Here is a 24,355-nt window from a genome sequence, read left to right as displayed (position 1 = left end):
GGTGACGTCATGGCAACCCGTAAAACGTCGGCCAAGGAGCGTCCCTCCTACCGATGCACCGAGTGCGGCTGGACCACCGTGAAGTGGCTCGGGCGCTGTCCCGAATGCCAGGCGTGGGGCACGGTCGAGGAGACCGGCGGCGCCGGGGCGGTCCGCACCACCGCGCCCGGCCGGGTCACCACCGCCGCCGTCCCGATCGGCCAGGTCGACGGCCGCCGGGCCACCGCCCGCTCCACCGGCGTGCCCGAGCTGGACCGCGTGCTCGGCGGCGGCCTCGTCCCGGGCGCCGTCGTGCTGCTCGCCGGGGAGCCCGGCGTCGGCAAGTCCACCCTCCTGCTGGACGTCGCCGCCAAGGCGGCGTCCGACGCGCACCGCACCCTGTACGTCACCGGCGAGGAGTCCGCGAGCCAGGTCCGGCTGCGCGCCGACCGCATCGGCGCGCTCAGCGACGACCTCTACCTGGCCGCCGAGACCGATCTCTCCGCCGTCCTCGGCCACCTCGACAGCGTCAAGCCCTCGCTGCTGGTCCTCGACTCCGTGCAGACCGTCGCCTCCCCGGAGATCGACGGCGCCCCCGGCGGCATGGCGCAGGTCCGCGAGGTCGCCGGGGCCCTCATCCGCGCCTCCAAGGAGCGCGGAATGGCCACCCTCCTCGTCGGCCATGTCACCAAGGACGGCGCCATCGCGGGCCCTCGGCTGCTGGAGCATCTCGTCGATGTGGTCCTGCAGTTCGAGGGCGACCGGCACGCCCGGCTGCGGCTGGTCCGCGGCGTCAAGAACCGCTACGGCACCACCGACGAGGTCGGCTGCTTCGAGCTGCACGACGAGGGCATCACCGGGCTCGCCGACCCCTCCGGCCTCTTCCTGACCCGCCGCGCCGAGCCGGTGCCCGGCACCTGTCTGACCGTCACCCTGGAGGGGCGCCGTCCGCTCGTCGCCGAAGTGCAGGCGCTCACCGTCGACTCGCAGATCCCCTCGCCCCGGCGGACCACCTCCGGCCTGGAGACCTCCCGCGTCTCGATGATGCTCGCCGTCCTCGAACAGCGCGGCCGGATCAGCGCCCTGGGCAAGCGCGACATCTACAGCGCCACCGTCGGCGGGGTGAAGCTCACCGAGCCCGCCGCCGACCTCGCGGTGGCGCTCGCCCTGGCCAGCGCCGCGAGCGACACCCCGCTGCCGAAGAACCTCGTCGCCATCGGGGAGGTCGGGCTCGCCGGGGAGGTCCGCCGGGTCACCGGCGTCCAGCGGCGGCTCGCCGAGGCGGCGCGGCTCGGCTTCACCCATGCGCTGGTGCCGTCCGATCCGGGCAAGATCCCCGACGGGATGCGGGTGCTGGAGGTCGCCGACGTCGGTGAGGCGCTGCGGGTGTTGCCCAAGCGGCCCCGGCGAGCGGCCCCGCAGGAGGAGGAGGTCCGCCGGTAGACTCTGCCCCGGTCCCGCCCGCCCCTCCGCAGTCCTGCCGCCGGGACACGTACGCTCCCTGATACGCCGCAGGACACCACGGCAGGGGCCGGGCGGCTGCGGACCGACAGACCTTGCGACGGAGGAGTGCAGTGGCAGCCAACGACCGGGCATCGTCTCCCGGCAGGTCCGGCGGGGGTTCCGGTACCGACGCCCTGATGCGCGCCTCGCTGAGCGCGGTCGCCCCCGGTACGGCCCTGCGTGACGGACTTGAGCGCATCCTGCGCGGCAACACCGGCGGACTGATCGTCCTCGGCTTCGACAAGACCGTCGAGTCGATGTGCACCGGCGGCTTCGTGCTGGACGTCGAGTTCACCGCCACCCGCCTGCGCGAACTGTGCAAGCTGGACGGCGCGCTCGTGCTCGACAAGGACATCAGCAAGATCCTGCGCGCCGGGGTGCAGCTGGTGCCGGACGCCTCCATCCCCACCGAGGAGACCGGCACCCGCCACCGCACCGCGCAGCGCGTCTCCATCCAGGCGGGCTTCCCCGTCGTCTCGGTGAGCCAGTCGATGCGGCTGATCGCCCTGTACGTCGACGGTGAGCGGCGCGTCCTGGAGGAGTCGGCGGCGATCCTCTCCCGCGCCAACCAGGCGCTGGCGACGCTGGAGCGGTACAAGCTCCGCCTCGACGAGGTCGCCGGCACCCTCTCCGCCCTGGAGATCGAGGACCTGGTGACGGTCCGGGACGTCTCCGCCGTCGCGCAGCGCCTGGAGATGGTCCGCCGGATCGCCACCGAGATCGCCGAGTACGTCGTCGAACTGGGCACCGACGGCCGCCTCCTGACGCTCCAGCTGGACGAGCTGATCGCCGGGGTCGAGCCGGAGCGCGAGCTGGTCGCGCGCGACTACGTCCCCGAGCCGACCGCCAAGCGCTCCCGCACCGTCCCCGAGGCGCTCGCGGAGCTGGACGCGCTCACCCACACCGAGCTGCTGGAACTGCCGACCGTCGCCCGTGCGTTGGGGTACAGCGGCTCGCCGGAGACGCTGGACTCCGCCGTCTCGCCGCGCGGCTTCCGGCTGCTGGCGAAGGTGCCGCGGCTGCCCGGCGCGGTCATCGACCGCCTCGTCGACCACTTCGGCGGCCTCCAGAAGCTGCTGGCCGCCAGCGTCGACGACCTCCAGGCGGTGGACGGCGTCGGCGAGGCCCGCGCCCGCTCGGTCCGCGAGGGCCTCTCCCGCCTCGCCGAGTCGTCGATCCTCGAACGGTACGTCTGACGGGGGCGGGCCCGGGGCATCCGCGTCCGGGCCCGGGCCCCGGCTCCCGCGTCCGGCCGGGTGGACGGGCTTCCGCTCGTCCGCCCGGCCGTTTTTGTGCGCGGCGGCCCGTCCGACCGCGCGTCACTTCGCCCAGAAGGCCGCCTCCTTCTCCGGTGACAGGCCCGGCGTGGGGCGTCCCGGGTGCAGCGGGGCGGTGCCGCCGATCGACCGCAGCCACTCCCAGGTGTCGGCGACCGTCTCCGCCACCGGACGGCACCGCAAGCCGGTGGCCAGCGCCTTCGACACATCGCCGCGGTGCAGCGTGTCGTGCAGCTCGCCCGGCGGCAGCCACACCGGCAGCTCCGTCCACGGCTCGATCCCGGCGGCCGTCACCGCGTCCGGATCGGCCCAGCGCAGCTCGGCGTCCGAGCCCGTCACCCGGACACAGGCGTCGAGGAGTTCGCCCATCGTGGCGTGACCGGTCGGGCTGACCAGGTTGTACGCGCCGCCGGGGATCCCGTCGCGCAGTGCGTCCAGCGCCCATACGGCGAGGTCGCGGGCGTCGATGTACTGGAGCGGCAGCTCGCGCGGCCCGGGGGCGAGGACCGGCCCGCCGCGGGCGATGCGGCCCAGCCACCACGGCAGCCGCCCGATGTTCTCGTACGGCCCGAGCACCAGCCCGGCGCGGGCCAGCACCGCCCGGTCGCCGAACGCCTCCTGGACCGCCAGTTCGGCGCCCCGCTTGGCGCGCGCGTAGTCGTCGTCGGAGGTGTCGTCGGGGGAGCCGTCGACCACCGGGCCGTCCTCGTCGAGTCCGGCGGCGGACGGGAACGGGTGGACCGAGCGGGAGGAGATGTAGAGATGGCGTCCGACGCGGCCGGACAGCAGCCGGGCGGCCTCCCGGGCGGCGGACGGTGCGCCCTTCCAGGTGTCGACGACCGCGTCCCAGCTGCCGTCCTCCAGCGCCGCCAGCCCGCCCGGGACGCTCCGGTCACCGATCCGCACCTCCACCCCCGTGGGCGGCGCGGAACGCCCGCGGTGAAAGACCGTCACCTCCCAGCCCCGGCCCAGCGCCTCCTCGACGACCGACCGGCCGACGAACTCGGTCCCACCCAGCATCAGTAGCTTCATGCGGTGACTGTGCCCCGCGCGGCGGCGGCCCACCGGCGGCGCATGCTCTCAGCGAATCCTCTGTGGGCGGAACAAGCGGAGTGCCCAGGTCCGAGGGGCTGGTGACGGGGTGTGGGATACGCCGCCCGGGACCTGGAACGCGCAGGTCAGCGGCTGGAACGCGGGAGGCGGGAGGCCCGGGCGGGACGGTCGGGGCGGTGGCCCGGCCGTCCCGCGGCGGTCAGTCCTTGGCGAGCGTGAACTCCGTGTGCACCGCGGTCAGGCCCGGGACGGCGGCTTCGACGCGGTACTTGCCGGCGGGCACGGTGGCGGCGCTCGGGGTGGCGCACTGGGGGCCGCCGGCCCGGCGGTCCCAGGTGACGGTGCGGGTGACGGCGCCGTGCGCGGGGATCTTCATCAGCGCGGCGGTGGCGCTCTTGGGGCAGTCGTCGGAGGCCCACACCGGGTCGTCGGCGGTGGTGTCGGTGATGGTCAGCACCGCGGCCTTCGCGCCGAGGTCGACCTTGCAGTCGGCGCCGCCGGTGTTCTTGACGGTCAGCTCGAACTCGGGCTTCGTCCCGGGGTGGTAGGAGTCCTTGACGCTGCGCAGCGTCAACTCGACGCTGCTGCCGGAGCAGCTCGGCAGCGAGGAACCGGCCGCCACCGGCGCGCCGCCGGTGCCCGTGCCGATCGGGCCCTTGCCGGAGCCGCCGGAGCCCGCGTCATCGGAGCCCGCGCCGCCGGAACCGGAGTCCCCGGAGCCGGAACCCGAGCCGCCCGTGCCGTTGCCGCCTCCGCCGCCGGAGCCCGACTCGTCGCGACCGCCGGGCTTCTGGCTGATCGCGGGGCCGGTGGAGGAGGGGCCTGGGGTGATGGCGTCGGCCGGGCCGTGGTCCGCGGCGCCCTTGCCCTCGGTGTCGGTGGGGCCGCTGCCGCCGCCCCAGTTGAGGATCCACACCACCAGGAGGGCGAGCAGCGCGAAGATGCCCAGCGCAACGGCTCTCCGCCGCCAGTAGATGGAGGAGGGGAGCGGACCGATCGGATTGCGCAGAGATCCCACGCGGAAACTCTACGAGAGATCACCCCCGGCACCGGCCAGTACCCGCCGCACGAAACGGCAACTTTTCTCATGATCGTTCCGGTGGAGGGACGGGAGGCGGGAACGGGACACGGTCCGGGACGTATGGGAGGCGTTCCGGAGAGGTGCCGGAGGCGTTCCGGGGACGCCCCTGGAACGGCCCGCCTGGGCGCCGTCGGGGCCGTTCCAGGGGCCTGACCTGTGCATTCCGGGGCATTTCCGCCGCCGTTCCAGGGGGCCGCTCCCCCGTGGGGCCCGACCGCGCGCCGGAACATCCCGGGCCCCGTACCGTCCCGCGCCTTCCGTGGCGGTCCGTTCCGCGCCGTTCCCGAACGGTCACCGAACGGGCGCCCGGCGTTGGCCGGGGGGTCCCGGAGCCGTACGCCAGATGCGCTAAGGGCCCGGCATTACGTACCGTCTGCCCTCATGAACAGCACCGACCTCTATCGCGATGTCACCGACTTCGCGCACGGCACCCCTGGGTGGGTCCATTCCTTCGCCGATGCCGGTACCGAAGGCGGGATTCTGCTCCTGATGGCGGTGGCCGTCCTCGGCTGGTGGCGGGCGCGGCGCCTCGAACCGCGTGCGGTCGCGCTGGCCGTGCTGGTGCCGGTGGGCACGGCCGTCGCCTACCTCCTGAGCGAGATCCTCAAGAGCTTCGTCCAGGAGGAGCGGCCGTGCCGGGCGGTGGCGCACGCCGCCGCGTCGATCGCCACCTGTCCGCCCGAGGGGGACTGGTCCTTCCCGAGCAACCACTCGGTGATCGCCGCCTCCCTCGCCGTCGGGATCTTCATCGCCTGGCGGGCGGCGGCCTGGCTCGCGGTGCCGGTGGCGCTGCTGACCGGCTTCTCCCGGGTCTTCGTCGGCGTGCACTACCCGCACGACGTCGCCGCCGGGCTGCTCTTCGGCGCCGTGATCGCGGCGGTCTGTGTGCTGGCGCTGGCCGGTCCGATGACCGCGCTGGTGATCAAGTTGCGGACCGGACCGCTGAAGCCGCTGGTCGAGGCGCGCCGGGGGTCGCACGCGGCCGGTTGACCGGCGGAACGGGGGAGCGCACCGGGTGGCGGCACAGGGCTACGGGCCCTGGGGCCGCCACTCCTTTTTGTACGGGCCGGAGACCCTAGGCGCCCTGGGGCCGCCACTCCTCTTTGTGGCCGAAGCCCCGGCCGTTGTCGATCAGGCGCAGCCAGTCCGGGCGCAGCTCCCACAGCGCGGTCCGTTCCAGGGCCCCGCGCAGCCGTGCGTCCCCGGCGACGAACGGGAACCGGCCGGTGTACGCGTCCCACCCCGCCGCCCGCGCGGCGCCGGTCAGCTCCCGGCACCCGCCGCGCCCCTGGAGCCCGGTGAGCCCGCTCCACTCCTGACCGTCGCGCTGCGCCGTGAACGCCACCCGGGCGCCGGGCCGGGCCAGCGCCCGCCCGTGCCGGGTGGAGTGCGCGGTGACGAAGTACAGCAGGGGCGCGGCGGCGTCCCCGCCCGGCGCGTAGAGCACCGCGCACGCCTGCGGACCGTCGTCGTCCGCGTAGGCGAGCGTGAGCGTGGTGTGGGCGGCCAGCGCCTGCCGGATCCCGGCCGGGCAGTCCCCGGAACCGGCCGCGGCGGCCTCGCCGCCGGACCCCGGGCCCGTGCCGCCGGTCCCGCCGCCCCCGGGTGCCCCGCCCTCGGGCCCGTCCGCCTCGTACGTGGTCATCGTCGCCGTCTCCTGATCCTGGTGCCGCACCGGCCGGGCGCGCGGCTCGCCGCCGCCCGTCCCTCCACTCTGCCGCCCCGGCCGGACCGTCCGCGGGCGGGGGCGCGCCCCGGGGGAGCCGCACCCGGCGAACGGGCCGGGCCCCGTACCACCGGGCCGTCCCGGGGACCGCACCCGGCGAACGGGCCGGACTCCGCACCGCCGGGCCGTCCCGGGGGCCGCACCCGGGAGCCGCCTCGCGCCCCGGGTCCGGCGGCAGCCCCTACCCCCGGTAAGCCGCCACCCGTACGTACCGAGCCTCCCGCGTGCGGGTGGGCGTGCGGTGGTGCGGGCCCGGCGCGTTTCATGGGTGGGTGCGCCCGTGCCAGGATCGTCGGGCCATGACTTCCATCCCCGCCACCACCCCCACGGTCCCGCCCTCCGCCGCCTCCCTGCCCTCCGCCGCCGTACCGGCCTCGGAGGGGTCCGACGGGTCCCAGCTCCACGCCCCCGTCACCGACTGGTTCGACGCACACGCCCGCGACCTGCCCTGGCGCCGCCCCGAGGCGGGCGCCTGGGGCGTGATGGTCAGCGAGTTCATGCTCCAGCAGACGCCGGTCAGCCGCGTGCTGCCGGTGTACGAACAGTGGCTGGCCCGCTGGCCGCGCCCCGCCGACCTGGCCGCCGAGGCGCCCGGCGAGGCGGTCCGCGCCTGGGGCCGCCTCGGCTACCCGCGCCGGGCACTGCGCCTGCACGCCGCGGCGCTGGCCATACAGGAACGCCACGGCGGGGACGTCCCGCGCGAGCACGGCCAGCTGCTGGCGCTGCCCGGGGTCGGCGAGTACACCGCCGCCGCCGTCGCCTCCTTCGCGTACGGGCAGCGGCACGCGGTGCTGGACACCAATGTGCGGCGGGTCTTCGCCCGCGCCGTCACCGGCCGCCAGTTCCCGCCGAACGCCACCACCGCCGCCGAGCGGAAGCTCGCCCGGGCGCTGCTGCCGGGCGACGAGCGGATCGCCGCGAAGTGGGCGGCGGCCACGATGGAGCTGGGCGCGCTGGTGTGCACCGCGCGCAGTCCGGAGTGCGGACGGTGCCCGATCGCCGCCCGGTGCGCCTGGAAGCTGGCCGGTTCCCCGCCCCACGAGGGCCCGGCCCGCCGCACCCAGACGTACGCCGGGACCGACCGGCAGGTCCGCGGCAAGCTCCTCGCCGTACTGCGGGAGGCGCTGGCGCCGGTGCCGCAGGCGGCGCTGGACGCGGTGTGGGACGAGCCGGTGCAGCGGGCCCGCGCCCTGGACGGCCTGGTCTCCGACGGTCTCGTCGAACCGCTGCCCGGCGGTCGCTACCGCCTGCCGCGCACCTGACGGCCGCCTGATCCGGCCGCCGGACCGGGTCGGTACGGAGGGACGCGTCCCGGGGGCGCGTCCCTCCGCCGTTCCCGGGGACGCGGTGACCTGGAACGCCTGGAACGCCCGGGACGCGGTGCCTGGAATGCCCGGGACGCCGTTCCGGGAACGGCCGGACCGTTCCAGGGGGAGCCCGCGGACCGTTCCGGAACGGCCCCGCACCCTTCCCGGAACGGTCCCGCACCCTTCTCGGAACGGCCCGTCCCGTCCCGGACGTCACAGGTCCCGCACCCCGCCGTTCCGGCCCGTCCGTACCTCCGGCGGCCCCCGTCCGTCCGGAGGATGACGCATTTCGGACCCGCCGTCCGTCCCTGGTAGGACCCCTGGCCCGCTGTTACACAACCGACGGATTTCCGTGCACTGCCTGTGGTGCCGACGCACATTGCGCCGCAACACCCCCTCCGTAGCGTCCTCCTCGTGCCGGAGATGACCACCGGCACGGTCAACGTGGGGATTCGCAAGCGGAGCGGAGGCGTCGGGATGGCGACCAGCGGCGGCAAGGTACTGGACTTCGAGGAGTACGTACGGACGCGGCAGGAGGCCCTGCTGCGCAGTGCCCGGAGGCTGGTGCCCGACCCCGTGGACGCCCAGGACCTCCTGCAGACGGCGCTGGTGCGCACGTACGGCCGCTGGGACGGCATCGCGGACAAGTCGCTGGCCGACGCCTACCTCCGCCGCGTCATGATCAACACCCGTACCGAGTGGTGGCGGGCGCGGAAGCTGGAAGAGGTGCCCACCGAGCAGCTGCCCGACGCCAGCGTCGACGACGGCACCGAGCAGCGCGCCGACCGCGCCCTCCTGATGGACATCCTCGGGGTGCTCGCACCCAAGCAGCGCAGCGTCGTCGTGCTGCGACACTGGGAGCAGATGAGCACCGAGGAGACGGCTGCCGCGCTCGGCATGTCGACAGGTACCGTCAAGAGCACGCTGCACCGGGCCCTGGCCCGGCTCCGCCAGGAGCTGGCCGACCGTGACATCGACGCGCGCATGCTGGAGCGCGGCGAGACGGAGCGGGACCGGTGCGCGGCCTGACCGGTACGGCATCAGGAACGGCGGCTGTGCGAACAGCACGGTGAGCAGGAGCGGATTGACCAGGAACAGGTTGACCACGGGCGGGTTGACCACAGGCGGCGCGGCCACGGCGGGGGTGGCCGCGCTCGGTCTGCTGCTCGCGGGCTGCCACCCCGGCAGCGAGGGCGTCCGCAGCGAGGGCACGCCCACCAGCACCGCCCCCGCCCCCGGCCACGCCCCCTCCGCCGACCCCACGCCCACCTCCGGCGCCTCGCTGAAGAAGGTCGACGCGGTGGCGCTGCTGAAGAGCGACGCGAAGGTCAGCGGCGAGGTGAAGCGGACCCTCGCCAAGCCCTGCGTCGCGGACGCGTACCCGGTCGAGGTGACGTACGCCTCAGTCACCGGCAGCAAGGCGCCCGACGTCATCGTCAACGTCATGACCTGCGCGGATTCCATCGGTATCGGTGCCTACGTCTACCGCAAGAGCGCCGCGGGCGGCGACGGGTATGACAACGTGTTCAGCGATGAGCAGCCGTCCGTCTCCGCCGGGGTGAACAAGGGGGACCTGGAGGTCTCCAAGCAGACCTACGGCACCGGCGACAAGGTGTGCTGCCCGTCGGGTGAGGACGTGACCACCTACCGCTGGTCCCACGACCGTTTCGCGGAGCTGGACCGCTACCACACGGACTACAGCAAGACCACCGTCGACGGCCCCGGGCCCGAAGACGACGACACATCGGAGGGTTGAGACAACGGCATGGCCGACACCCATGTGCTCTTCGTCGAGGACGACGACGTCATCCGCGAGGCCACCCAACTCGCCCTGGAACGCGACGGCTTCGTCGTCACCGCGATGCCCGACGGCCTCGCCGGGCTGGAGGCGTTCCGCGCCGACCGGCCGGACATCGCACTCCTCGACGTGATGGTCCCGGGTCTGGACGGCGTCAGCCTCTGCCGCCGCATCCGGGACGAGTCCACCGTCCCCGTGATCATGCTCTCCGCGCGCGCCGACTCCATCGACGTCGTCCTCGGTCTGGAAGCCGGTGCCGACGACTACGTCACCAAGCCGTTCGACGGCGCCGTCCTCGTCGCCCGGATCCGCGCCGTGCTGCGCCGCTTCGGCCACGCCAGCGGCCCCGACGCGCGTAGCGGAGGCCAGGCGTCCGGCGCCGACGCCGGGCCCGCCGAGGCGATACTCCGCTTCGGGGACCTGGAGGTCGACACCGAGGGCATGGAGGTCCGCAAGGGCGGCGAGCCGGTCGCGCTGACGCCGACCGAGATGCGCCTGCTGCTGGAGTTCTCCGACGCCCCCGGCACCGTTCTGACCCGCGACCGCCTGCTGGAGCGGGTGTGGGACTACGGCTGGGGCGGCGACACCCGCGTCGTCGACGTCCACGTCCAGCGGCTGCGCGGCAAGATCGGACAGGACCGCATCGAGACGGTCCGCGGCTTCGGCTACAAGCTGAGAGGCTGACGCGCCAGGTGTTGAGGCTCCCCCTGCGGACGGGGCTGAGGTGGAAGCTCAGCGCCGCCATCGCGCTGGTCGGCGCGCTGGTGGCGGTGGCGCTGAGCCTCGTCGTGCACAACGCGGCGCGTGCCTCGATGCTCGACAACAGCCGTGACGTCCAGATCGAGCGGCTGAACTCCACCCAGCGGATCTACGAGTCGACCGGCCAGCTGCTGTTCAGCGCCAAGATCGACGACCCGGCGATCCCCGCGGAGCTGCGCAAGGAAGTCCTCACCAACACCCGCGCCACCTACCTCCAGGACAACGGCGAGGCCGCCCCCGAGGTGTGGGCCGCCTCCCCGCTCGGCGGCGGCCGGGTCCTGTCGATGCACGGCCGCTACTACGACCGCTTCAAGGTCCTCGACGACCTCGACCAGGCGCTGCTCGTCGGCTCCACCGCGGTCGTCGTCGGCGGCTGCGCGCTCGGCGTCCTGGTCGGCGGCCGTCTCTCGCAGCGGCTGCGGAAGGCCGCGGCCGCCGCCGGGAAGCTCGCGGACGGTGACACCTCGGTCCGGATCCGGGACGCGGTCGGCGGCCGGATCCGGGACGAGACGGACGATCTGGCCTGGGCGGTCGACGCGATGAACGATGCGCTCCAGCAGCGCATCGAGGCGGAACGCCGGGTCACCGCCGACATCGCCCACGAACTGCGCACCCCCGTCACCGGCCTCCTCACCGCCGCCGAGCTGCTGCCCCCGGGCCGCCCCTCGGAGCTGGTACGCGACCGGGCGCAGGTGCTGCGGACCCTCGTCGAGGACGTGCTGGAGGTGGCGCGCCTCGACGGGTACGCGGAGCGCGCCGAACTCCAGGACGTGGCGCTCGGTGAGTTCGTCGCCCGCCGGGTGCGGGCCCTCAACGCCGATGTGGGGGTCGAGATCGTCCGGGACGCGGAGGTCACCACCGACCCGCGCCGCCTGGAACGCATCCTCGGCAACCTCATCGCCAACGCCGCCCGGCACGGCAAACCGCCGATCGACGTCATGGTCGAGGGTCGCATCATCCGGGTCCGCGACCACGGCAAGGGCTTCCCGGAGGCGCTGCTCAAGGAGGGCCCGAGCCGTTTCCGTACCGGCAGCAGCGACCGCGCGGGCCGCGGCCATGGCCTCGGCCTGACCATCGCCGCAGGTCAGGCCCGGGTCCTCGGGGCCCGTCTCACCTTCCGCAACGCCGATGAACTGGGCGACGGCTCGACCGGCGCCGTCGCCATCCTCTGGCTCCCGGAGAACGCCCCGACGGCCACGGGCAGCTTCCCGGTGATCCACCTGCCGGAGCGCTGAGGGACGGCCGTCCCGTAACAGCTACGGGCGGCACCGGCCGTCCCCTACGGGCACCGTTCCCCCTACGGGCACCGTTCGTTCCTCACGGTCCCGCCTCCGCCAGCATCGCGCTGATCCACAGCTCGGGGACGAGCCGGTACCCCGTCCCGTGCCGTTCCACCCGGCTCAGCCCCGGGTACTCCGTGTGCGCGCCCGCGAGCAGCGCACCGTCCGCCGCCGCGCCGCGCAGCACCGCCTCCCGGGTGCGGGCCGCGGCCGGGGCGTCCACGTCGAAGACGACGGTGGCGTCGGGGCGCGGCCCCTGGACGGCCGGGAGATGCAGCAGATCGCCGACGAGAAGGACGGTCCGCCCGCCGCCGGTGAGCCGGTAGCCGTAGTGGCCCGGTGTGTGGCCGGGCAGCGGGAACGCCGTGAGGCCCGGCAGGACGCCGCGTTCGCCGGTGAACGTCCGGATCCGCTCCCGGTACGGCGCCAGGGCGCGGGCCGCACCGGCGCGGGTGATCTCCGGCGCCCACGGCGGCAGCCCCGCGGCGGGCTCCGGCACCGGCGTACCGACGCCGTCCGGCAGCCAGTACGCCAGCTCCTCGGCGGCGAGCACGACCTCGGCGCGCGGGAAGAGCGGGTCGCCGTCGGCGGTGACGAGGCCGCCCGCGTGGTCCAGATGGAGATGGGTGAGGAGTACGGTCTCGATCTCCTCGGGCCGTACGCCGGTCCCGGCCAGCGCGCGCGGCAGCTGCCCGAGTGTGGGGCCCCAGCCGTGCCCCATGCCCGCGTCGACCAGCGCGGGCCCGTGCCCCGGCCCGCGGAGCAGGTACATGGTGTGGGTGAGCGCGGCGCACTCCGGCCGGTGCGACGCCTTCTGGAGGCGCGCCGCCTCCCCGGTGTCGAACCGCGGGAGGACGGTCGCCAGATCGGCGGCGAAGAACCCGTCGCTGAGGGCCGTCAGGGTCGCCTCCCCCACGGGCCAGTGGACGGCGCTGGAGTAGGGGCTCGGGACAGTGGATGCCATGGTCTCTCCTGTCGTCGCCGCCCAGTATGGGGGAGCCCGGGCCCCGCGGCGACAGACCCTCAAGAGCGGCTTCTCCCCTACGGGTTGGCCCCTTGCGGGTCCGCCCGCGCCCTGGGCGGCGGCCCCGTCACGGAAGCGTCATCCGCCGCGAATCCCGCGCGCACACCGCCTTCCCAGGGTCGGGGCCATGAGCGCCCGAAAGAACCTCTGTGCCACCGCCGTGACGGCGGCAACCCTGCTCTCCACCCCGGGAGTCGCGGCGACGGCCACGGCGTCGGCCCCGGGAGCGGTCCCGGCGGTGGGAACACCATTTCCATGGCCCTGGAATACGCGGACGGCGAGGGAACGCGTCCCACCCCCCCCAGGACGTCCTGGCCCACGAGCCGGCCCACACCTGGCTGGAAGCCGTTCCGACCCGGGAGACTACGTGGCGGAGACCCTCCCCACCTCTCTCCAGTGGGCCTGGCTGGAAGCCGTTCCGGGACGTGGACCTCGTCGCGAGGTACCGGGAGCGGGTGAAGGCCATCAGGTGGGAACAGCCGAGCGTGTACACCGTGAGCGACGTCAGCATGTACGCGCTCCGGCGGCTGGTCGGGGACGCGGCGTTCGAGCGCGCGCTGAAGGACCGGCTGCCCGCCCACGCCGGGCGTCCCACCGCCTGGGACGCGTTCCGGACGTCCCTGGAACAGCATTCCGGCAAGGACCTGAAGCCGTTCTTCGCCGCCTGGTACCCGGCCGAGCCCGGCTACCCCGGTGACGAGTTCGTCTGGCCCGACTGGGCCAAGGGTTGAGGCGGAGCGCGGGGACCGCCTCGGCCCGCCTGCCGCGCGGTCCGGTGCGGGGTCGGGCCCGAGCGGATGCGCCCGGTTCCTGAGACGCTGGGGAAGGCGGGGCGGCCCGGTGCGGTCTGCTCGCCGACCTCCGCCCGCGCCGTCCGTACCGCCCCGGACACGGAAGGGACACGTCATGACCGCCGATGCCGCGCACGCCAAAACGGACCCCGAGCCGGTTCGGGACCCGGCCGCCGATTCCCTGCTCACCCCGGACAACTGCGCCGTCGTCCTCATCGACTACCAGGAGGGCCAGTACGCCACCGTCGGCTCGGCGAGCCGCGAGGAGATCGACCTCGGCGCCGTCACCCTGGCCAAACTGGCCCGCGCCTACGCGATCCCGACCGTGCTGAGCACCGTCGCCGTCGGGATGGGCGTCAACAAACCCACCGTCCCCGAGTTGACCGCGGAGCTGCCCGGCGTCCCGGAGATCGACCGCACCGGGGTCAACTCCTGGGAGGACGCCGATTTCCGCGCCGCCGTACGGATGACCGGCCGCCGGAAGATCGTCATGGCCGGACTGTGGACCGAGGTCTGCCTCGCCTTCCCCACCCTGGACATGCTCCGCGAGGGCTTCGAGATCTACCCGGTGATCGACGCGGTCGGCGGCGTCTCGCCGGTCACCCACGCCACCGCGATCGAGCGGATGACACAGGCAGGCGCCCGGCCGATCACCTCACTCGCCTTCGGCTGCGAGCTGATGCGCAACTGGGCCCGCCCCGACGCCGACCTCTACCGCACGATCATCAACGACTACTTCCGCCGCAAACAGGCCATCGGCGAGCGGACCGGCACCCTCTTCCACTGAGCCCGCTCCCCGTGGGACGTCAGTGCCCCAGACGCCCGCTCCAATACGCGTCGTCCAACTCCATCGCGTCCGGGCTGAACTCAACCTCCGCCCTCCCGGCGGCCTTCGGCGGCAGCGAGAACGCGTACGCGCCGACCATCGTCCGCCCCGGCAGGACATAGCCGTCGAGGACCTTCTGCCGCCCGCTGCCGTCGATCACCAACTCCGCCGACGCGCCGTCCGCGTCGCTGACGTCCGGCAGCCCGGTCTTGATCCGCACCCGCTTCTCACCCGTGTTGACCACGGTGACGGTGACCTCGATCGCCTTGTTGCCCTCGGCGTGCCCGTTGGCGAACTCGTCCGGTGTGAACGGCACCGGCTTGCCGACCGTCACCTTCAGCCCGTCGGAGAAGGTGTACGTCTCCCCGAACGCCAGGTGGCGGGCCTTCTCCGCCGCCGCCTCCGCCTTCCGGGACGCCTGCGCGGAGGCTTTGGCCTCCTTGATCTCGGTGCGCGCGTGGTCGATCGCCTTGTCCACGAGCACCACCGTGAAGATCAGGCTCGCGGTGGAGATCAGCAGCCCGAGGCCGCCCAGAAGCACACCGGCCAGCGCCATCCCCCGGTTCGTCGCCACGCCCTTGCGCGCCTGCGAGATGCCGATGCCGCCGAATATCAGGGCCAGCACCGCGGGCAGCCACGCCAGCCAGAACAGCACGATGAAGGCGGCGAGCACGACACCGGTGAAGCCGAGCACCAGCGCGCTGATGCCCATGCCGTTACGGGGCTGCGGTGCGCCCCACGGAGCCACCACCGGATACGGCGCCGGCCCGACCGGCTCCGCCCCGGGCGGCGGCGGTGCCCAGGGGTCGCGCCCGGCGCCGTCGGGTCTGCCGGTGGGCTGCTGGTCTCCGGGCGGAGCGGGCACACTCATAGGAAGTCCTCGTATCAATCCGAAAGAGCCGAACTCGCGACATTAGCAGTCGGTTTTACGCGTTCATTGCCTATTTTCGGATGCTCGACGGACCGTCCCTGGCACGCCGTCAGGTGCACAACGGCGGTCGGGACGGCGGGCCGACCCGGGACCGACGGTGGAACGGCCGGTCACCAGGAGGCCGGGTCCTTCGCCGCCGCGGCGAGGACCGTGCCGTCCGGGGACGCCCCGAAGACCCGGTCGCCGTACGGCGCGGGCGCGGGCACGGTCTCCAGGAAACCGTGGTGGCGGGTGGCCTTGAGGCGCGGCGGGGTCTGACCGGTCAGTTCACCGTTCCGGGCGTCGAGGGAGAGGAGACGGCCGTCGGCGGAGGAGAAGTACAGCCGGTCGTCGGCCGTCACGACGGGCGCGGAGCCGCGCGCCACGGAGGTCTCGACGTCCCACGTCCGCGCCCCGACAGCCTGTAGCGCACCGCCCTCGGCCAGCAGATACGCCGTCTCGCCGCGCACCGCCGCGAGCACCCCGTCCAGCGGCGCGGCCAGCGGGAACCGGCGGCTGCGCCGGGCCTGCGGGTCGTAGCGGACGACGGCGGTGGTCCGGGAGACGAGCTGCGGCTCACCGACCGTGAGATAGAGCGACCCGGAGGCGCCCGCCCCGGCGACCGTCAGCATCCCGGGCAGCCGGGCGTGCCAGCGGACCTCGCCGGACGCCGGGTCGACCGCGGTGACCTGCGTGGACGTGCCGTCGGCGCTGTTCTCGGCGGCGTACGCGGTACGGGAGTCGGCCCCGTACGTCCGGAACGAGGGCAGCGCGTGCCCGGCGAACGCGCGGTGCCAACGGGTGCGGTGGGTGGCGCTGTCGAGGGCGGTGACGGTGCCGTCGGCGGCGGTCAGCAGGACGGTGTTCCCGGCGACGGCGGCGCCGCCCTGGTAGGCGGTGAGGTCGAGGGACCAACGGGTACGGCCCCGGCCCTCGGCGGACGGGTCGAGCGCGCTCAGCTCGGTGCGGTCGGCGGAGGTGACGTAGAGCAGCCCGCCGGAGAGCTGCGGGGCGGGCGGCGCGGTGTCCGTCTTCCCCGGCGGCGGCGCGGCGCGGCGCCACACCACCGTGCCGGTCGCCGGGTCGAGCCGGGCGGCGCTCACCCCGCGCTGTGTACAGAACACGGCCCCGCCGCTCCCCGCCGCACACGCCGGCATCTCCGCCTCGTACCCGGCGGGACGCGGCAGCAGCGTCGTACGCCAGGGGTGGAACGCGGTGCTGGGGGAGGCCGCGGGACGGCGCGGTGTCCCGTCGCCGGACGCGGCGTGGACGATGACGAAACCGCCGGTCAGCGCGGTGGCGAGCGCGGCAGCAGCCCAGATGAGGAGCCGCCGACGCGGACGCCGCGCCGCCCCCGGGACCCCGTCCGAGGGACGCGCCGGAGCCTCGGCATCCGGATCCGTTCCACCCTGGAACGCGGCTCCGGCACCGGACTCCGTTCCACCCCCGAACGCGGTACCCGGGATGGCATCCGGATCCGTTCCACCCTGGAACGCGGGCCCCGCGCCGGACTCCGTTCCACCCCGGAACGCATCCTCCGGCCCGGCGCCGGGTTCCCCCTCCGTCACGTCCCGCAGGGCATCCCGTACGTGCGTCACCGCCGCGGACGGCGCGTCCGCGGCGGGCCATCCCGCAGCGGGCGCCCGTCCCGGCGTCCCCGATTTCCCCGGAACGAGCGAATCGTCGGGCGGCCCCGCCTGCCCCGGAATGCGCGGCGTGGCCGCGAGACCCACCGGGGTGTCGGACGGGCCGCCCTCGGCCAGCCGCTCCCACAGGTCGAGATGGATCTCGGTCGGCAGATCCGTCCGCAGCCGGTCCATCAGGGCGCGCGGCGTCGGCCGGTCCGCCGGATCCTTCGCCAGACAGGCGGCGATCAGCGGCGTCAACTCCTCCGGCACCCCGTCCAGATCGGCCTCGTCGTGCACCACCTGGTACGCGACCAGGTACGGGCTGTCCGAGTCGAACGGCCCCCGGCCCGTCGCGGCGTGCACCAGCACCGACCCCAGCGCGAAGACGTCCGCCTGCGGACCCACCTCCCGCGGCCGCTGGAACTGCTCGGGCGCCATGAACGGCGGCGTCCCGATGAGCTTTCCGGTCTCGGTCCGCATCTCGCTGTCGGACGGCCGCGAGATCCCGAAGTCGATGACCTTCGGACCGTCCGCCGCCAACAGGACGTTGCTCGGCTTCAGATCGCGGTGCACCACCCCGGCGCGGTGGATGTCGCGCAGCGCCTCGGCGAGGCCGCAGGCCAGCGCCCGCACCTCACCGGGCGGCAGCGGCCCGTTCCGCTTCACCTGCTCGGCAAGGGTCGGCCCGGAGATGTGCAGCGTCGCCATCCACGGCCGGTCGGCGTCCGGGTCCGCGTCCACGACGGGCGCGGTGAACGCCCCGCTGACCCGCCGGGCGGCCGCCACCTCCTGCCGGAACCGCCCCCGGAACTCCGGATCCTGCGCGAACTCCGCATGGATGACCTTGACCGCGAGCGGCAGCCCCGACGGCGAACGGGCGAGGTGCACCTCGCCCATCCCGCCCGCGCCCAGCCGCGCCTCCAGCCGGTACTGCCCCGCATATCCCGGATGTTCCGCTTCCGGCTCCACGCCGGTATCCCGCAGCGGCGACATCGTCCACCCCCGTGTCCTTCGCCGTGCCGAACCCCGCGTCCACAGGGCGCAGGGGTACGCGCGGAGCCTAGTCGATGGCGCGTACGAGACGTACGAGGCTTGCTAGCGTGCCCGGTGCACAGGCGCCTGCCACCCGGGTACGGCGCACCACCGCGCGCGACGCGCGCACTCCACGGGGGAGTACACCGATGAGCGACATCCAGGACCTGTCGGACGCCACAGCGGGCGACGTCCAGCCCCTCGCCGCGGCCGCGACGTCCTACCCGCTGGTCCCCGGCTACCGCGTCAACGTCCGCCAGGGCCCCAGCACCGCCACCCCGGTCGTCCGCCAGCTCCCGGCCGGTTCGTCCGTCCAGATCCGCTGCCAGCGCTACGGCCAGCGCGTCTCCGGCCCGACGGGCGTCTCCGAGATCTGGGACGCGATCGGGGGCGGCGGCTATGTCTCCGACAGCTACGTACGGACCGGCAGCAGCGGCTTCGTGGCGCCGCACTGCACGTCGTGACCCGGCGCCGGGCGCCCGCCCCGTACGGGACGTGAGCCGACGGCCCGTACGGGGCGGGCGCCCGGCGTTCCAGGGGCGTTCCGGGGTCCGCTCCCCGGGGCGACCCGCGGTTCCGTGGCGCCCCGGGCGGACGGCGATAATCGAGGTATGAGCGACGAGCGGACGACCCCCGGCGGCCCGGAGCGCGCCCCCGGACCCGGCACCGGCCCGGCCGACGGCGGGCCGACGCCGGAGCCGATCCGCTTCTTCGGCACCTGCTGGCTCCACCACGACCGCGGCTACGCCCTGCGCCGCGTCGCCGTCGCCGTCGGCTCGCTGCTGGCCACCCTCGCCGGTGCGGTCGTGCTGCGGTTCGCGTTCCAGGGCCTGGCGATCGGCGAGGTGGGTCCGCTGGTGACGGTGCTGGTCATCGCCGGTTTCGCGGTCTGCAGCGCGCTCGCGTTCCGGCGCACCTGGGACGGGTTCGTCCGCCGCCCCGACCCGTCATCGGCGAGCGCCGCCGACCGCTCCGTACAGAGCCTCCTGCTGATCGGCTTCCTCGGCTCGCTGCTCGCCTACTTCTGCCGCAGCCTCGTCGAGGCGCCCGGCGAGAAGCTGCACCGCGCCGAGTACGCCGCCGCCCGCTCCCGCCACGAACGCCGCCGCACCGCCCGTACGGGCAACCCGGCGGCGAAGCGCCCGAAGAACGGACCGAGTGCGAAGTCCCCCAAGGGGAAGCGGAAATAGCATCCGGGGGCTGTCCGGGCCCGACCCGTACGGGCCCGCCCCCTCGTCCGGAAAGGCGCGCCCCATGACACACGACCCGCGGCCGGACCCGCTTCCGCCGACGCCCTCCCACGAGACCCGGGCCCGCTCCTTCGACACCGTCGCCGCGCAGTACGCCGCCGCCCGCCCCGGCTACCCGCCGTCGCTCCACGACGCCGTCGAGCAGCTGGCGGGCCGCCCGCTGGCCGGAGCCCGGGTGCTCGACGTCGGCGCCGGTACGGGCCTGGCCACCGCCGCGCTCGCCGCCCGCGGCGCCCGGGTGACGGCCGTCGAACCGAGCGCCGCGATGGCCGCCGAACTGCACCGCGCCCACCCGGCGCTCCCGGTGGTCCGCGCCCGGGGCGAGGCGCTGCCGTTCCCGGACGGCGCCGACTTCGACCTCGTCACCTACGCCCAGTCCTGGCACTGGACCGACCCGGAACGCTCCGTCCCCGAGGCCCTACGGGTGCTGCGGCCCGGCGGCACCCTCGCCCTCTGGTGGAACGTCCCCGACCCGGACGTCCCCTGGCAGGCGGCCCAGGAAGCCCGCCTCGCCCGCCGCCTCCCCGGCTACCACCGCCACCACGCCGCCGACACCGCCCCGGACGTCCTCGCCGCCCTCCCCGGACCGCGGCTGCGCCCCGCGACCCGGCTGCTCCACTGGACCCGCCGGGTCCCGCTCGCCACCCACCTCGCGATGCTCGGCAGCCGCTCCCACCTCGCGGCCCTCGGCCCCGCCGCCGCTCCCGCACTCGCGGACGAGGACGCGGAGCTGCGGCAGGTCTTCCCCGACGGCACCGTCGAGGAGGCGTACGCGCTCCACCTCACGGCCGTCCGACGCACCGACGCCTGAACCGGGGGCGGTCCGGGCCCCGAGGCGCGCATCCCGGGGCACGCATCCCGGGGCACGCACCCACCTCACCCGGGGCACGCACCCACCCCACCCGGGGCACGCACCCACCCCACCCGGGGGCCGACCGCTCAGTACTCCCAGTCCGGCCGACCCTCCCCGTAGAGCCAGTCGTCGAACAGATCCGTCAGATCCACGTCCGTCCGCTCCTGACAGAAGTCGATGAACTCCTCGGAATCCGCGTTCCCGTGCCGGTGCGCGGCCGGCCACTCCCGCAGAATCCGGTAGAACGCCTGGTCACCGACTGCCTTCCGCAGCTGCTGGAGCACCATCGCGCCCCGGTCGTAGACCGGCGTCCCCGTCACGTTCTCCGCCGACCCCGGATCCCCCGGCGGGAACTCCCACAACTCCTCGTACGTGACGCCGTCCACCTCGTCCTCGTCGTCATCCTCCAGCGCATACAGCGCATCGAACCGCTCCTGGGGCGTGCGCCCGCCCTCGTGCGCCTCCCACAACCACTCCGCGTACTGCGCGAACCCCTCGTTCAGCCAGGTGTCCGCCCAGGTCCGCGGCGTCACCGAATCCCCGAACCACTGATGCGCCGTCTCGTGCACCACCGTCGACGTATCGGGGGCGCCCGCGTACACCGGCTTCGTCTGCGTCTCCAGCGCCACCCAGTCGATCCGCTCCGGCGTGTGGTCGACGATCGCCCCCGCCGACGTGAACGGATACGGCCCGAACAGCTTCCGCGACCAGGCCAGCACCTCCGGCAACCGGTCGAGCGCCTTCCGGCTGCCCGCCGCCTCCTTCGGGTTCACCGCGACGTACAGCGGCAACCCGTCCGCCGTCCGCGACTGGTGCACATCGAACCGCCCGATCGTCGCCGTCGCCAGATACGTCGCCATCGGCTCCCCGGAGTGCCACACGAACGTCGTCCGGCCCCCGGAGGTGACGCTCGACCGCAACTCCCCGCCCGCGACCGCCGTGTACCCGCGCGGCACGGTGATCCGGATGTCGTACGCCGCCTTGTCGGACGGATGGTTGTTCCCCGGGAACCACGTCATCGCCCCCGCCGGTTCCCCCGACACGAACGCCCCGTCCCGCGTCTTCACCCACCCCTCCGACGCCCCGTCCGCATCCGTCATCTCCTGCGGCGCCCCGTCGTACGCCACCGTCGCCCGGAACGTGCTGCCCTTCCGCAGCCCCTCCGCCGGACGCACCGTCAGCTTGTGCCCCTTACGGGAGAACCCGGCCGTGGCCCCGTCGACCCGGACGGAGGTGACCCGCAGACCCTGAAGATCGAGCCGGAACGCACGGAGGTCCCGCGTCGCCTTCGCCGTGATCCGCGCCGTCGCGTCGAGCCGCCCCTCCGCCACGTCGTACGCCAACTCCAGCCCGTAGTGGCTTACGTCGTACCCGCCGTTCCCGAGCGAGGGAAAGAGCGGGTCCCCGACCCCACCGGCCCCCACCGACCCCGTGGCCACCGCCCCCTGCGTACAGGACGACACCAGCAGGACGGCGGCGAGCGCGGCGCACGGCACAACGGCCGCACGGCGGGAGAGAACGGACCGGCGCTTCACAGAACTCCAGACGTGGAACCGACTACGGGCGGGCCGCCACCACGGCGGTCACCCGCCCGACCCGGCCCCATGATCACGAACCCTCGACCTTACGGACTTTTCGGATACGAGGCGGGAGAGATCCGGTACGGCACGGCGCAGCGGCCCCCGTCCGCACCCCGGAACGCCCCCGCCGCCGCCCGCCCCCAGGTGCGAGGATGGCCGCGCAACCAGGCAACCCCAGGACGTGCCACCCCACCCCGCCCGGCCGCGGCCCGTAAGGGATTGCGACGGGCCACCCGGCGGGGGACCGGCACCACACCCTGGCACCACCACCGGCGAGGTGAAGCGCAACATGGCTCAGAAGGTCGCCGTACTCGGCACCGGAAAAATCGGCGAAGCCCTGCTCAGCGGCATGATCCGCGGCGGCTGGGCACCCGCCGACCTGCTGGTCACCGCCCGCCGCCCCGAGCGCGCCGCCCAACTCCGCGAGCGCTACGGCGTCGACGCGGTCACCAACGCCGAGGCCGCCGCAGCCGCCGACACTCTGATCCTCACGGTCAAGCCGCAGGACATGGGCACCCTCCTGACCGAACTCGCCCCGCACGTCCCCGCCGACCGCCTCGTCATCAGCGGCGCCGCGGGCGTCCCCACCGCCTTCTTCGAGGAACGGCTGGCCGCGGGCACCCCCGTCGTCCGGGTCATGACCAACACCCCCGCCCTCGTCGACGAGGCCATGTCCGTCATCTCCGCGGGCACCCACGCCACCGGCGACCACCTCCGCCGCGCCGAGGAGATCTTCGCGGGCGTCGGCAAGACCCTGCGCGTCCCGGAGTCCCAGCAGGACGCCGCGACCGCCCTCTCCGGCTCAGGACCGGCCTACTTCTACTTCCTCGTCGAGGCCATGACCGACGCCGGAATCCTCCTCGGACTGCCCCGCGACAAGGCCCACGACCTCATCGTCCAGGCCGCGATCGGCGCCGCCGTCATGCTCCGCGACAGCGGCGAACACCCCGTCAAACTCCGCGAGAACGTCACCTCGCCCGCCGGCACCACCATCAACGCCATCCGCGAGCTGGAGAACCACGGCGTCCGCGCCGCCCTCCTCGCCGCCCTCGAAGCCGCCCGCGACCGCAGCCGCGAACTCGCCTCGGGCAACGGCTGAGCCCCGCCGAGACTTCCCCTACGGGCCGGGGCCGCCCTCTACGGGCCTAGATCCCCTACGGGCCGCGACTGTCCCCTACGGGCCGGGAACGACCCGTAGGGGACACCCCGCTCAGGGACCGCGCCCCGGACCCGTAGGGGAAACCCTGCCCTTAAGGGAGCCCCCGCCCGTAAAAGGGACAGGCGCCCCGCAAGGCCGCGCCCTCACCCCGGCGGCAGCAACCCCACCGCCCGGTACGCCGCATCGACCCGCGGTCGCGCCATCGCCCGCGCCCGCCCGGCCCCGTCCCGCAGCACACCGTCGACGTACCCCGGATCCGCGGCCAGCTCCGCATGCCGCTCCCGCACCGGCCGCAACAGCTCCACCACCGCCTCCGCCACATCCTTCTTCAACGCCCCGTACGAGCCGTACGCCCCGGCCAACGCCTCGGGCGACTCCCCGGTGCACGCCGCCAGGATCTCCAGCAGATTCGCCACCCCGGGCCGCGCCACCGGGTCGTACCCGACCTCCGGACACGCATCCGTCACCGCCCGCGTCACCTTCCTGCGCACCGTCTCCGCCTCGTCCAGCAGATAGACGATCCCGGCCGTCCGGGCATGCGACTTCCCCATCTTCACCGTGGGCTCCTGGAGATCCTTCACCCGCGCGGCAACCGGTGGCCGCGTCGCCCGGGGCACCACGAACACCGGCCCGTACCGCTGGTTGAACCGCACCGCCAGATCCCGCGTCAGCTCCACGTGCTGCGCCTGGTCCTCACCCACCGGAACCTCATCCGTCCCGTACGCCAGGATGTCCGCCGCCATCAACGCCGGATACGTCAGCAACGACAGCCGCACCTCCGCGCCGCCCCGCGCCTTCTTCTCCTTGTACTGGATCATCCGCCGCATCTCCCCGTCGGACGCGGTGCACTCCATCAGGTACGAAAGCCGCGCGTGCTCATCCACCTGGCTCTGCACGAACACCGTGCACCGCTCCGGATCCACCCCCGTGGCCAGCAACAACGTCGCCGCCTGCCGGGTCAGCCGCCGCACCCGCGCCGGATCGTGCGCCACGGTCAACGCATGCAGATCCACCACACAGAACAGCGCGTCCGCCCGGTACTGCTCCACCTCGGCCCACCGCCGCAACGCCCCCAGGTAGTTCCCCAGCGTCAGATGCCCCGTCGGCTTCACCCCACTGAAGATCCGCGTCCTCGCCATGTCGTCCTCTCCTGCCATCCGGTACGCGCACGCCGTTCGGCGCCGCGCGGACCACCGGGCCCGACGGCCGACTGCGGGAGGGAGGAGAAACGCGAACGGCCGCCGAGGCGGCGGCCGTGGTCGTGCATGCGCTGTGGTCGGCCGCCGTCAGGCGAGCCACCACTGCTGTACGTGCGCATGCGGGGTCATGGCGGCCAAGCTACCCCGCAAATCCGGGGCCCGCCCCAGGTTTGAAGCACCCAGGGGCCTCGTGTACTGTTCCCCGAGTTGCCACACAGCTGTAACGGTTCTGTGGCAGCCGTCCGCCGCATCGCGGCACACCACTACTGCACGACTCCTCACCGGGACGAATTTCGGCATGCCCGAATTTCACACCGCGACGTGATTATGCGTCACCGAG

At 74.1% G+C, this 24,355-nt stretch carries 22 protein-coding genes; 14 read left to right on the top strand and 8 right to left on the bottom strand.

Annotation, left to right across the window (positions count from 1 at the left end; all coding sequences use genetic code 11):
* Nucleotides 1-9 precede the first annotated feature (9 nt).
* Together radA and disA are read left to right on the top strand one after the other, a co-directional pair.
* A complete protein-coding gene (gene radA / locus IF23_RS0128505; protein WP_030288729.1) occupies nt 10-1,422 on the top strand; it encodes a DNA repair protein RadA in 1,413 nt (470 codons plus the stop codon).
* Nucleotides 1,423-1,553: 131 nt separating this feature from the next.
* Nucleotides 1,554-2,678, top strand: a complete 1,125-nt coding sequence (disA, locus tag IF23_RS0128500) for a DNA integrity scanning diadenylate cyclase DisA (protein WP_030288727.1) — start codon at nt 1,554-1,556, stop codon at nt 2,676-2,678.
* Between the two features lie 123 nt (nt 2,679-2,801).
* Here the strand turns inward: disA and IF23_RS0128495 are convergent, their stop codons facing one another.
* The gene (locus IF23_RS0128495; RefSeq protein ID WP_030288725.1) at nt 2,802-3,791 is read right to left on the bottom strand and encodes an NAD-dependent epimerase/dehydratase family protein; all 990 of its coding nucleotides are present in this window, start codon (nt 3,789-3,791) and stop codon (nt 2,802-2,804) included.
* Between the two features lie 220 nt (nt 3,792-4,011).
* Nucleotides 4,012-4,830, bottom strand: coding sequence for a hypothetical protein (locus IF23_RS34235; protein WP_030288723.1), 819 nt, complete (start codon nt 4,828-4,830; stop codon nt 4,012-4,014).
* A 444-nt stretch (nt 4,831-5,274) separates the two neighbouring features.
* On the opposite strand from IF23_RS34235, the gene IF23_RS0128485 reads away from it, so the two are divergent.
* Entirely contained in the window at nt 5,275-5,883 is a 609-nt protein-coding gene (locus IF23_RS0128485; RefSeq protein ID WP_030288721.1) for a phosphatase PAP2 family protein, read from the top strand.
* 85 nt (nt 5,884-5,968) lie between these two features.
* Here the strand turns inward: IF23_RS0128485 and IF23_RS0128480 are convergent, their stop codons facing one another.
* Complete coding sequence (locus tag IF23_RS0128480; protein WP_107127046.1) at nt 5,969-6,538, bottom strand: pyridoxamine 5'-phosphate oxidase family protein; 570 nt, start codon at nt 6,536-6,538, stop codon at nt 5,969-5,971.
* Nucleotides 6,539-6,918: 380 nt separating this feature from the next.
* On the opposite strand from IF23_RS0128480, the gene IF23_RS0128475 reads away from it, so the two are divergent.
* From IF23_RS0128475 to cseC, 5 genes are all read left to right on the top strand, one after another.
* Nucleotides 6,919-7,881: an HhH-GPD family protein gene (locus IF23_RS0128475; RefSeq protein ID WP_030288717.1), complete on the top strand. Its 963-nt coding sequence runs from the start codon at nt 6,919-6,921 to the stop codon at nt 7,879-7,881.
* A gap of 468 nt (nt 7,882-8,349) precedes the next feature.
* The gene (locus IF23_RS0128470; protein ID WP_078654326.1) at nt 8,350-8,955 is read left to right on the top strand and encodes a SigE family RNA polymerase sigma factor; all 606 of its coding nucleotides are present in this window, start codon (nt 8,350-8,352) and stop codon (nt 8,953-8,955) included.
* Nucleotides 8,956-9,040: 85 nt separating this feature from the next.
* Nucleotides 9,041-9,682 (top strand): hypothetical protein, encoded by a 642-nt coding sequence (locus IF23_RS0128465; RefSeq protein WP_211266213.1) that lies wholly within the window; start codon nt 9,041-9,043, stop codon nt 9,680-9,682.
* A 9-nt stretch (nt 9,683-9,691) separates the two neighbouring features.
* Nucleotides 9,692-10,408, top strand: a complete 717-nt coding sequence (gene cseB / locus IF23_RS0128460; protein WP_030288712.1) for a two-component system response regulator CseB — start codon at nt 9,692-9,694, stop codon at nt 10,406-10,408.
* 8 nt (nt 10,409-10,416) lie between these two features.
* Nucleotides 10,417-11,718 carry a two-component system sensor histidine kinase CseC gene (gene cseC, locus IF23_RS0128455; protein ID WP_030288710.1) on the top strand — a complete coding sequence of 434 codons (1,302 nt, stop codon included), beginning with the start codon at nt 10,417-10,419 and terminating at the stop codon, nt 11,716-11,718.
* Between the two features lie 82 nt (nt 11,719-11,800).
* On the opposite strand, the gene IF23_RS0128450 is transcribed toward cseC, so the two are convergent.
* Complete coding sequence (locus IF23_RS0128450) at nt 11,801-12,727, bottom strand: MBL fold metallo-hydrolase (RefSeq protein WP_030288708.1); 927 nt, start codon at nt 12,725-12,727, stop codon at nt 11,801-11,803.
* A 554-nt stretch (nt 12,728-13,281) separates the two neighbouring features.
* On the opposite strand from IF23_RS0128450, the gene IF23_RS0128445 reads away from it, so the two are divergent.
* Together IF23_RS0128445 and IF23_RS0128440 are read left to right on the top strand one after the other, a co-directional pair.
* Nucleotides 13,282-13,518: a hypothetical protein gene (locus IF23_RS0128445; RefSeq protein ID WP_157848093.1), complete on the top strand. Its 237-nt coding sequence runs from the start codon at nt 13,282-13,284 to the stop codon at nt 13,516-13,518.
* Between the two features lie 175 nt (nt 13,519-13,693).
* Nucleotides 13,694-14,365 carry a hydrolase gene (locus IF23_RS0128440; protein WP_030288706.1) on the top strand — a complete coding sequence of 224 codons (672 nt, stop codon included), beginning with the start codon at nt 13,694-13,696 and terminating at the stop codon, nt 14,363-14,365.
* 19 nt (nt 14,366-14,384) lie between these two features.
* Here the strand turns inward: IF23_RS0128440 and IF23_RS0128435 are convergent, their stop codons facing one another.
* Complete coding sequence (locus tag IF23_RS0128435) at nt 14,385-15,275, bottom strand: hypothetical protein (protein ID WP_030288705.1); 891 nt, start codon at nt 15,273-15,275, stop codon at nt 14,385-14,387.
* 170 nt (nt 15,276-15,445) lie between these two features.
* Nucleotides 15,446-17,935, bottom strand: a complete 2,490-nt coding sequence (locus IF23_RS0128430) for a serine/threonine-protein kinase (protein ID WP_030288704.1) — start codon at nt 17,933-17,935, stop codon at nt 15,446-15,448.
* A 188-nt stretch (nt 17,936-18,123) separates the two neighbouring features.
* Here IF23_RS0128430 and IF23_RS0128425 point away from each other — a divergent pair, with 188 nt between their 5' ends.
* The 3 genes from IF23_RS0128425 (at nt 18,124) to IF23_RS0128415 (ending at nt 20,035) form a co-directional block, all read left to right on the top strand.
* On the top strand, nt 18,124-18,438 hold the full coding sequence (locus tag IF23_RS0128425; protein ID WP_030288703.1) for an SH3 domain-containing protein: 315 nt from the start codon (nt 18,124-18,126) through the stop codon (nt 18,436-18,438).
* A gap of 147 nt (nt 18,439-18,585) precedes the next feature.
* The gene (locus tag IF23_RS0128420) at nt 18,586-19,164 is read left to right on the top strand and encodes a hypothetical protein (protein WP_051739949.1); all 579 of its coding nucleotides are present in this window, start codon (nt 18,586-18,588) and stop codon (nt 19,162-19,164) included.
* A 64-nt stretch (nt 19,165-19,228) separates the two neighbouring features.
* A complete protein-coding gene (locus IF23_RS0128415) occupies nt 19,229-20,035 on the top strand; it encodes a class I SAM-dependent methyltransferase (RefSeq protein ID WP_030288701.1) in 807 nt (268 codons plus the stop codon).
* Nucleotides 20,036-20,163: 128 nt separating this feature from the next.
* Here IF23_RS0128415 and IF23_RS0128410 read toward each other — a convergent pair whose 3' ends face one another.
* Complete coding sequence (locus IF23_RS0128410) at nt 20,164-21,612, bottom strand: M1 family metallopeptidase (protein WP_030288696.1); 1,449 nt, start codon at nt 21,610-21,612, stop codon at nt 20,164-20,166.
* A gap of 334 nt (nt 21,613-21,946) precedes the next feature.
* Here IF23_RS0128410 and proC point away from each other — a divergent pair, with 334 nt between their 5' ends.
* A complete protein-coding gene (gene proC / locus IF23_RS0128405) occupies nt 21,947-22,756 on the top strand; it encodes a pyrroline-5-carboxylate reductase (RefSeq protein ID WP_030288695.1) in 810 nt (269 codons plus the stop codon).
* A gap of 203 nt (nt 22,757-22,959) precedes the next feature.
* Here the strand turns inward: proC and trpS are convergent, their stop codons facing one another.
* Nucleotides 22,960-23,955, bottom strand: coding sequence for a tryptophan--tRNA ligase (gene trpS / locus IF23_RS0128400; RefSeq protein WP_030288693.1), 996 nt, complete (start codon nt 23,953-23,955; stop codon nt 22,960-22,962).
* Between the last annotated feature and the right edge of the window lie 400 nt (nt 23,956-24,355).

The organism is Streptomyces catenulae, assembly GCF_000718015.1.
Classification (GTDB): domain Bacteria; phylum Actinomycetota; class Actinomycetes; order Streptomycetales; family Streptomycetaceae; genus Streptomyces; species Streptomyces catenulae.
The sequence above is the reverse complement of the archived record's forward strand: the minus strand, read 5'-3'. Positions and strand labels throughout refer to the sequence as shown.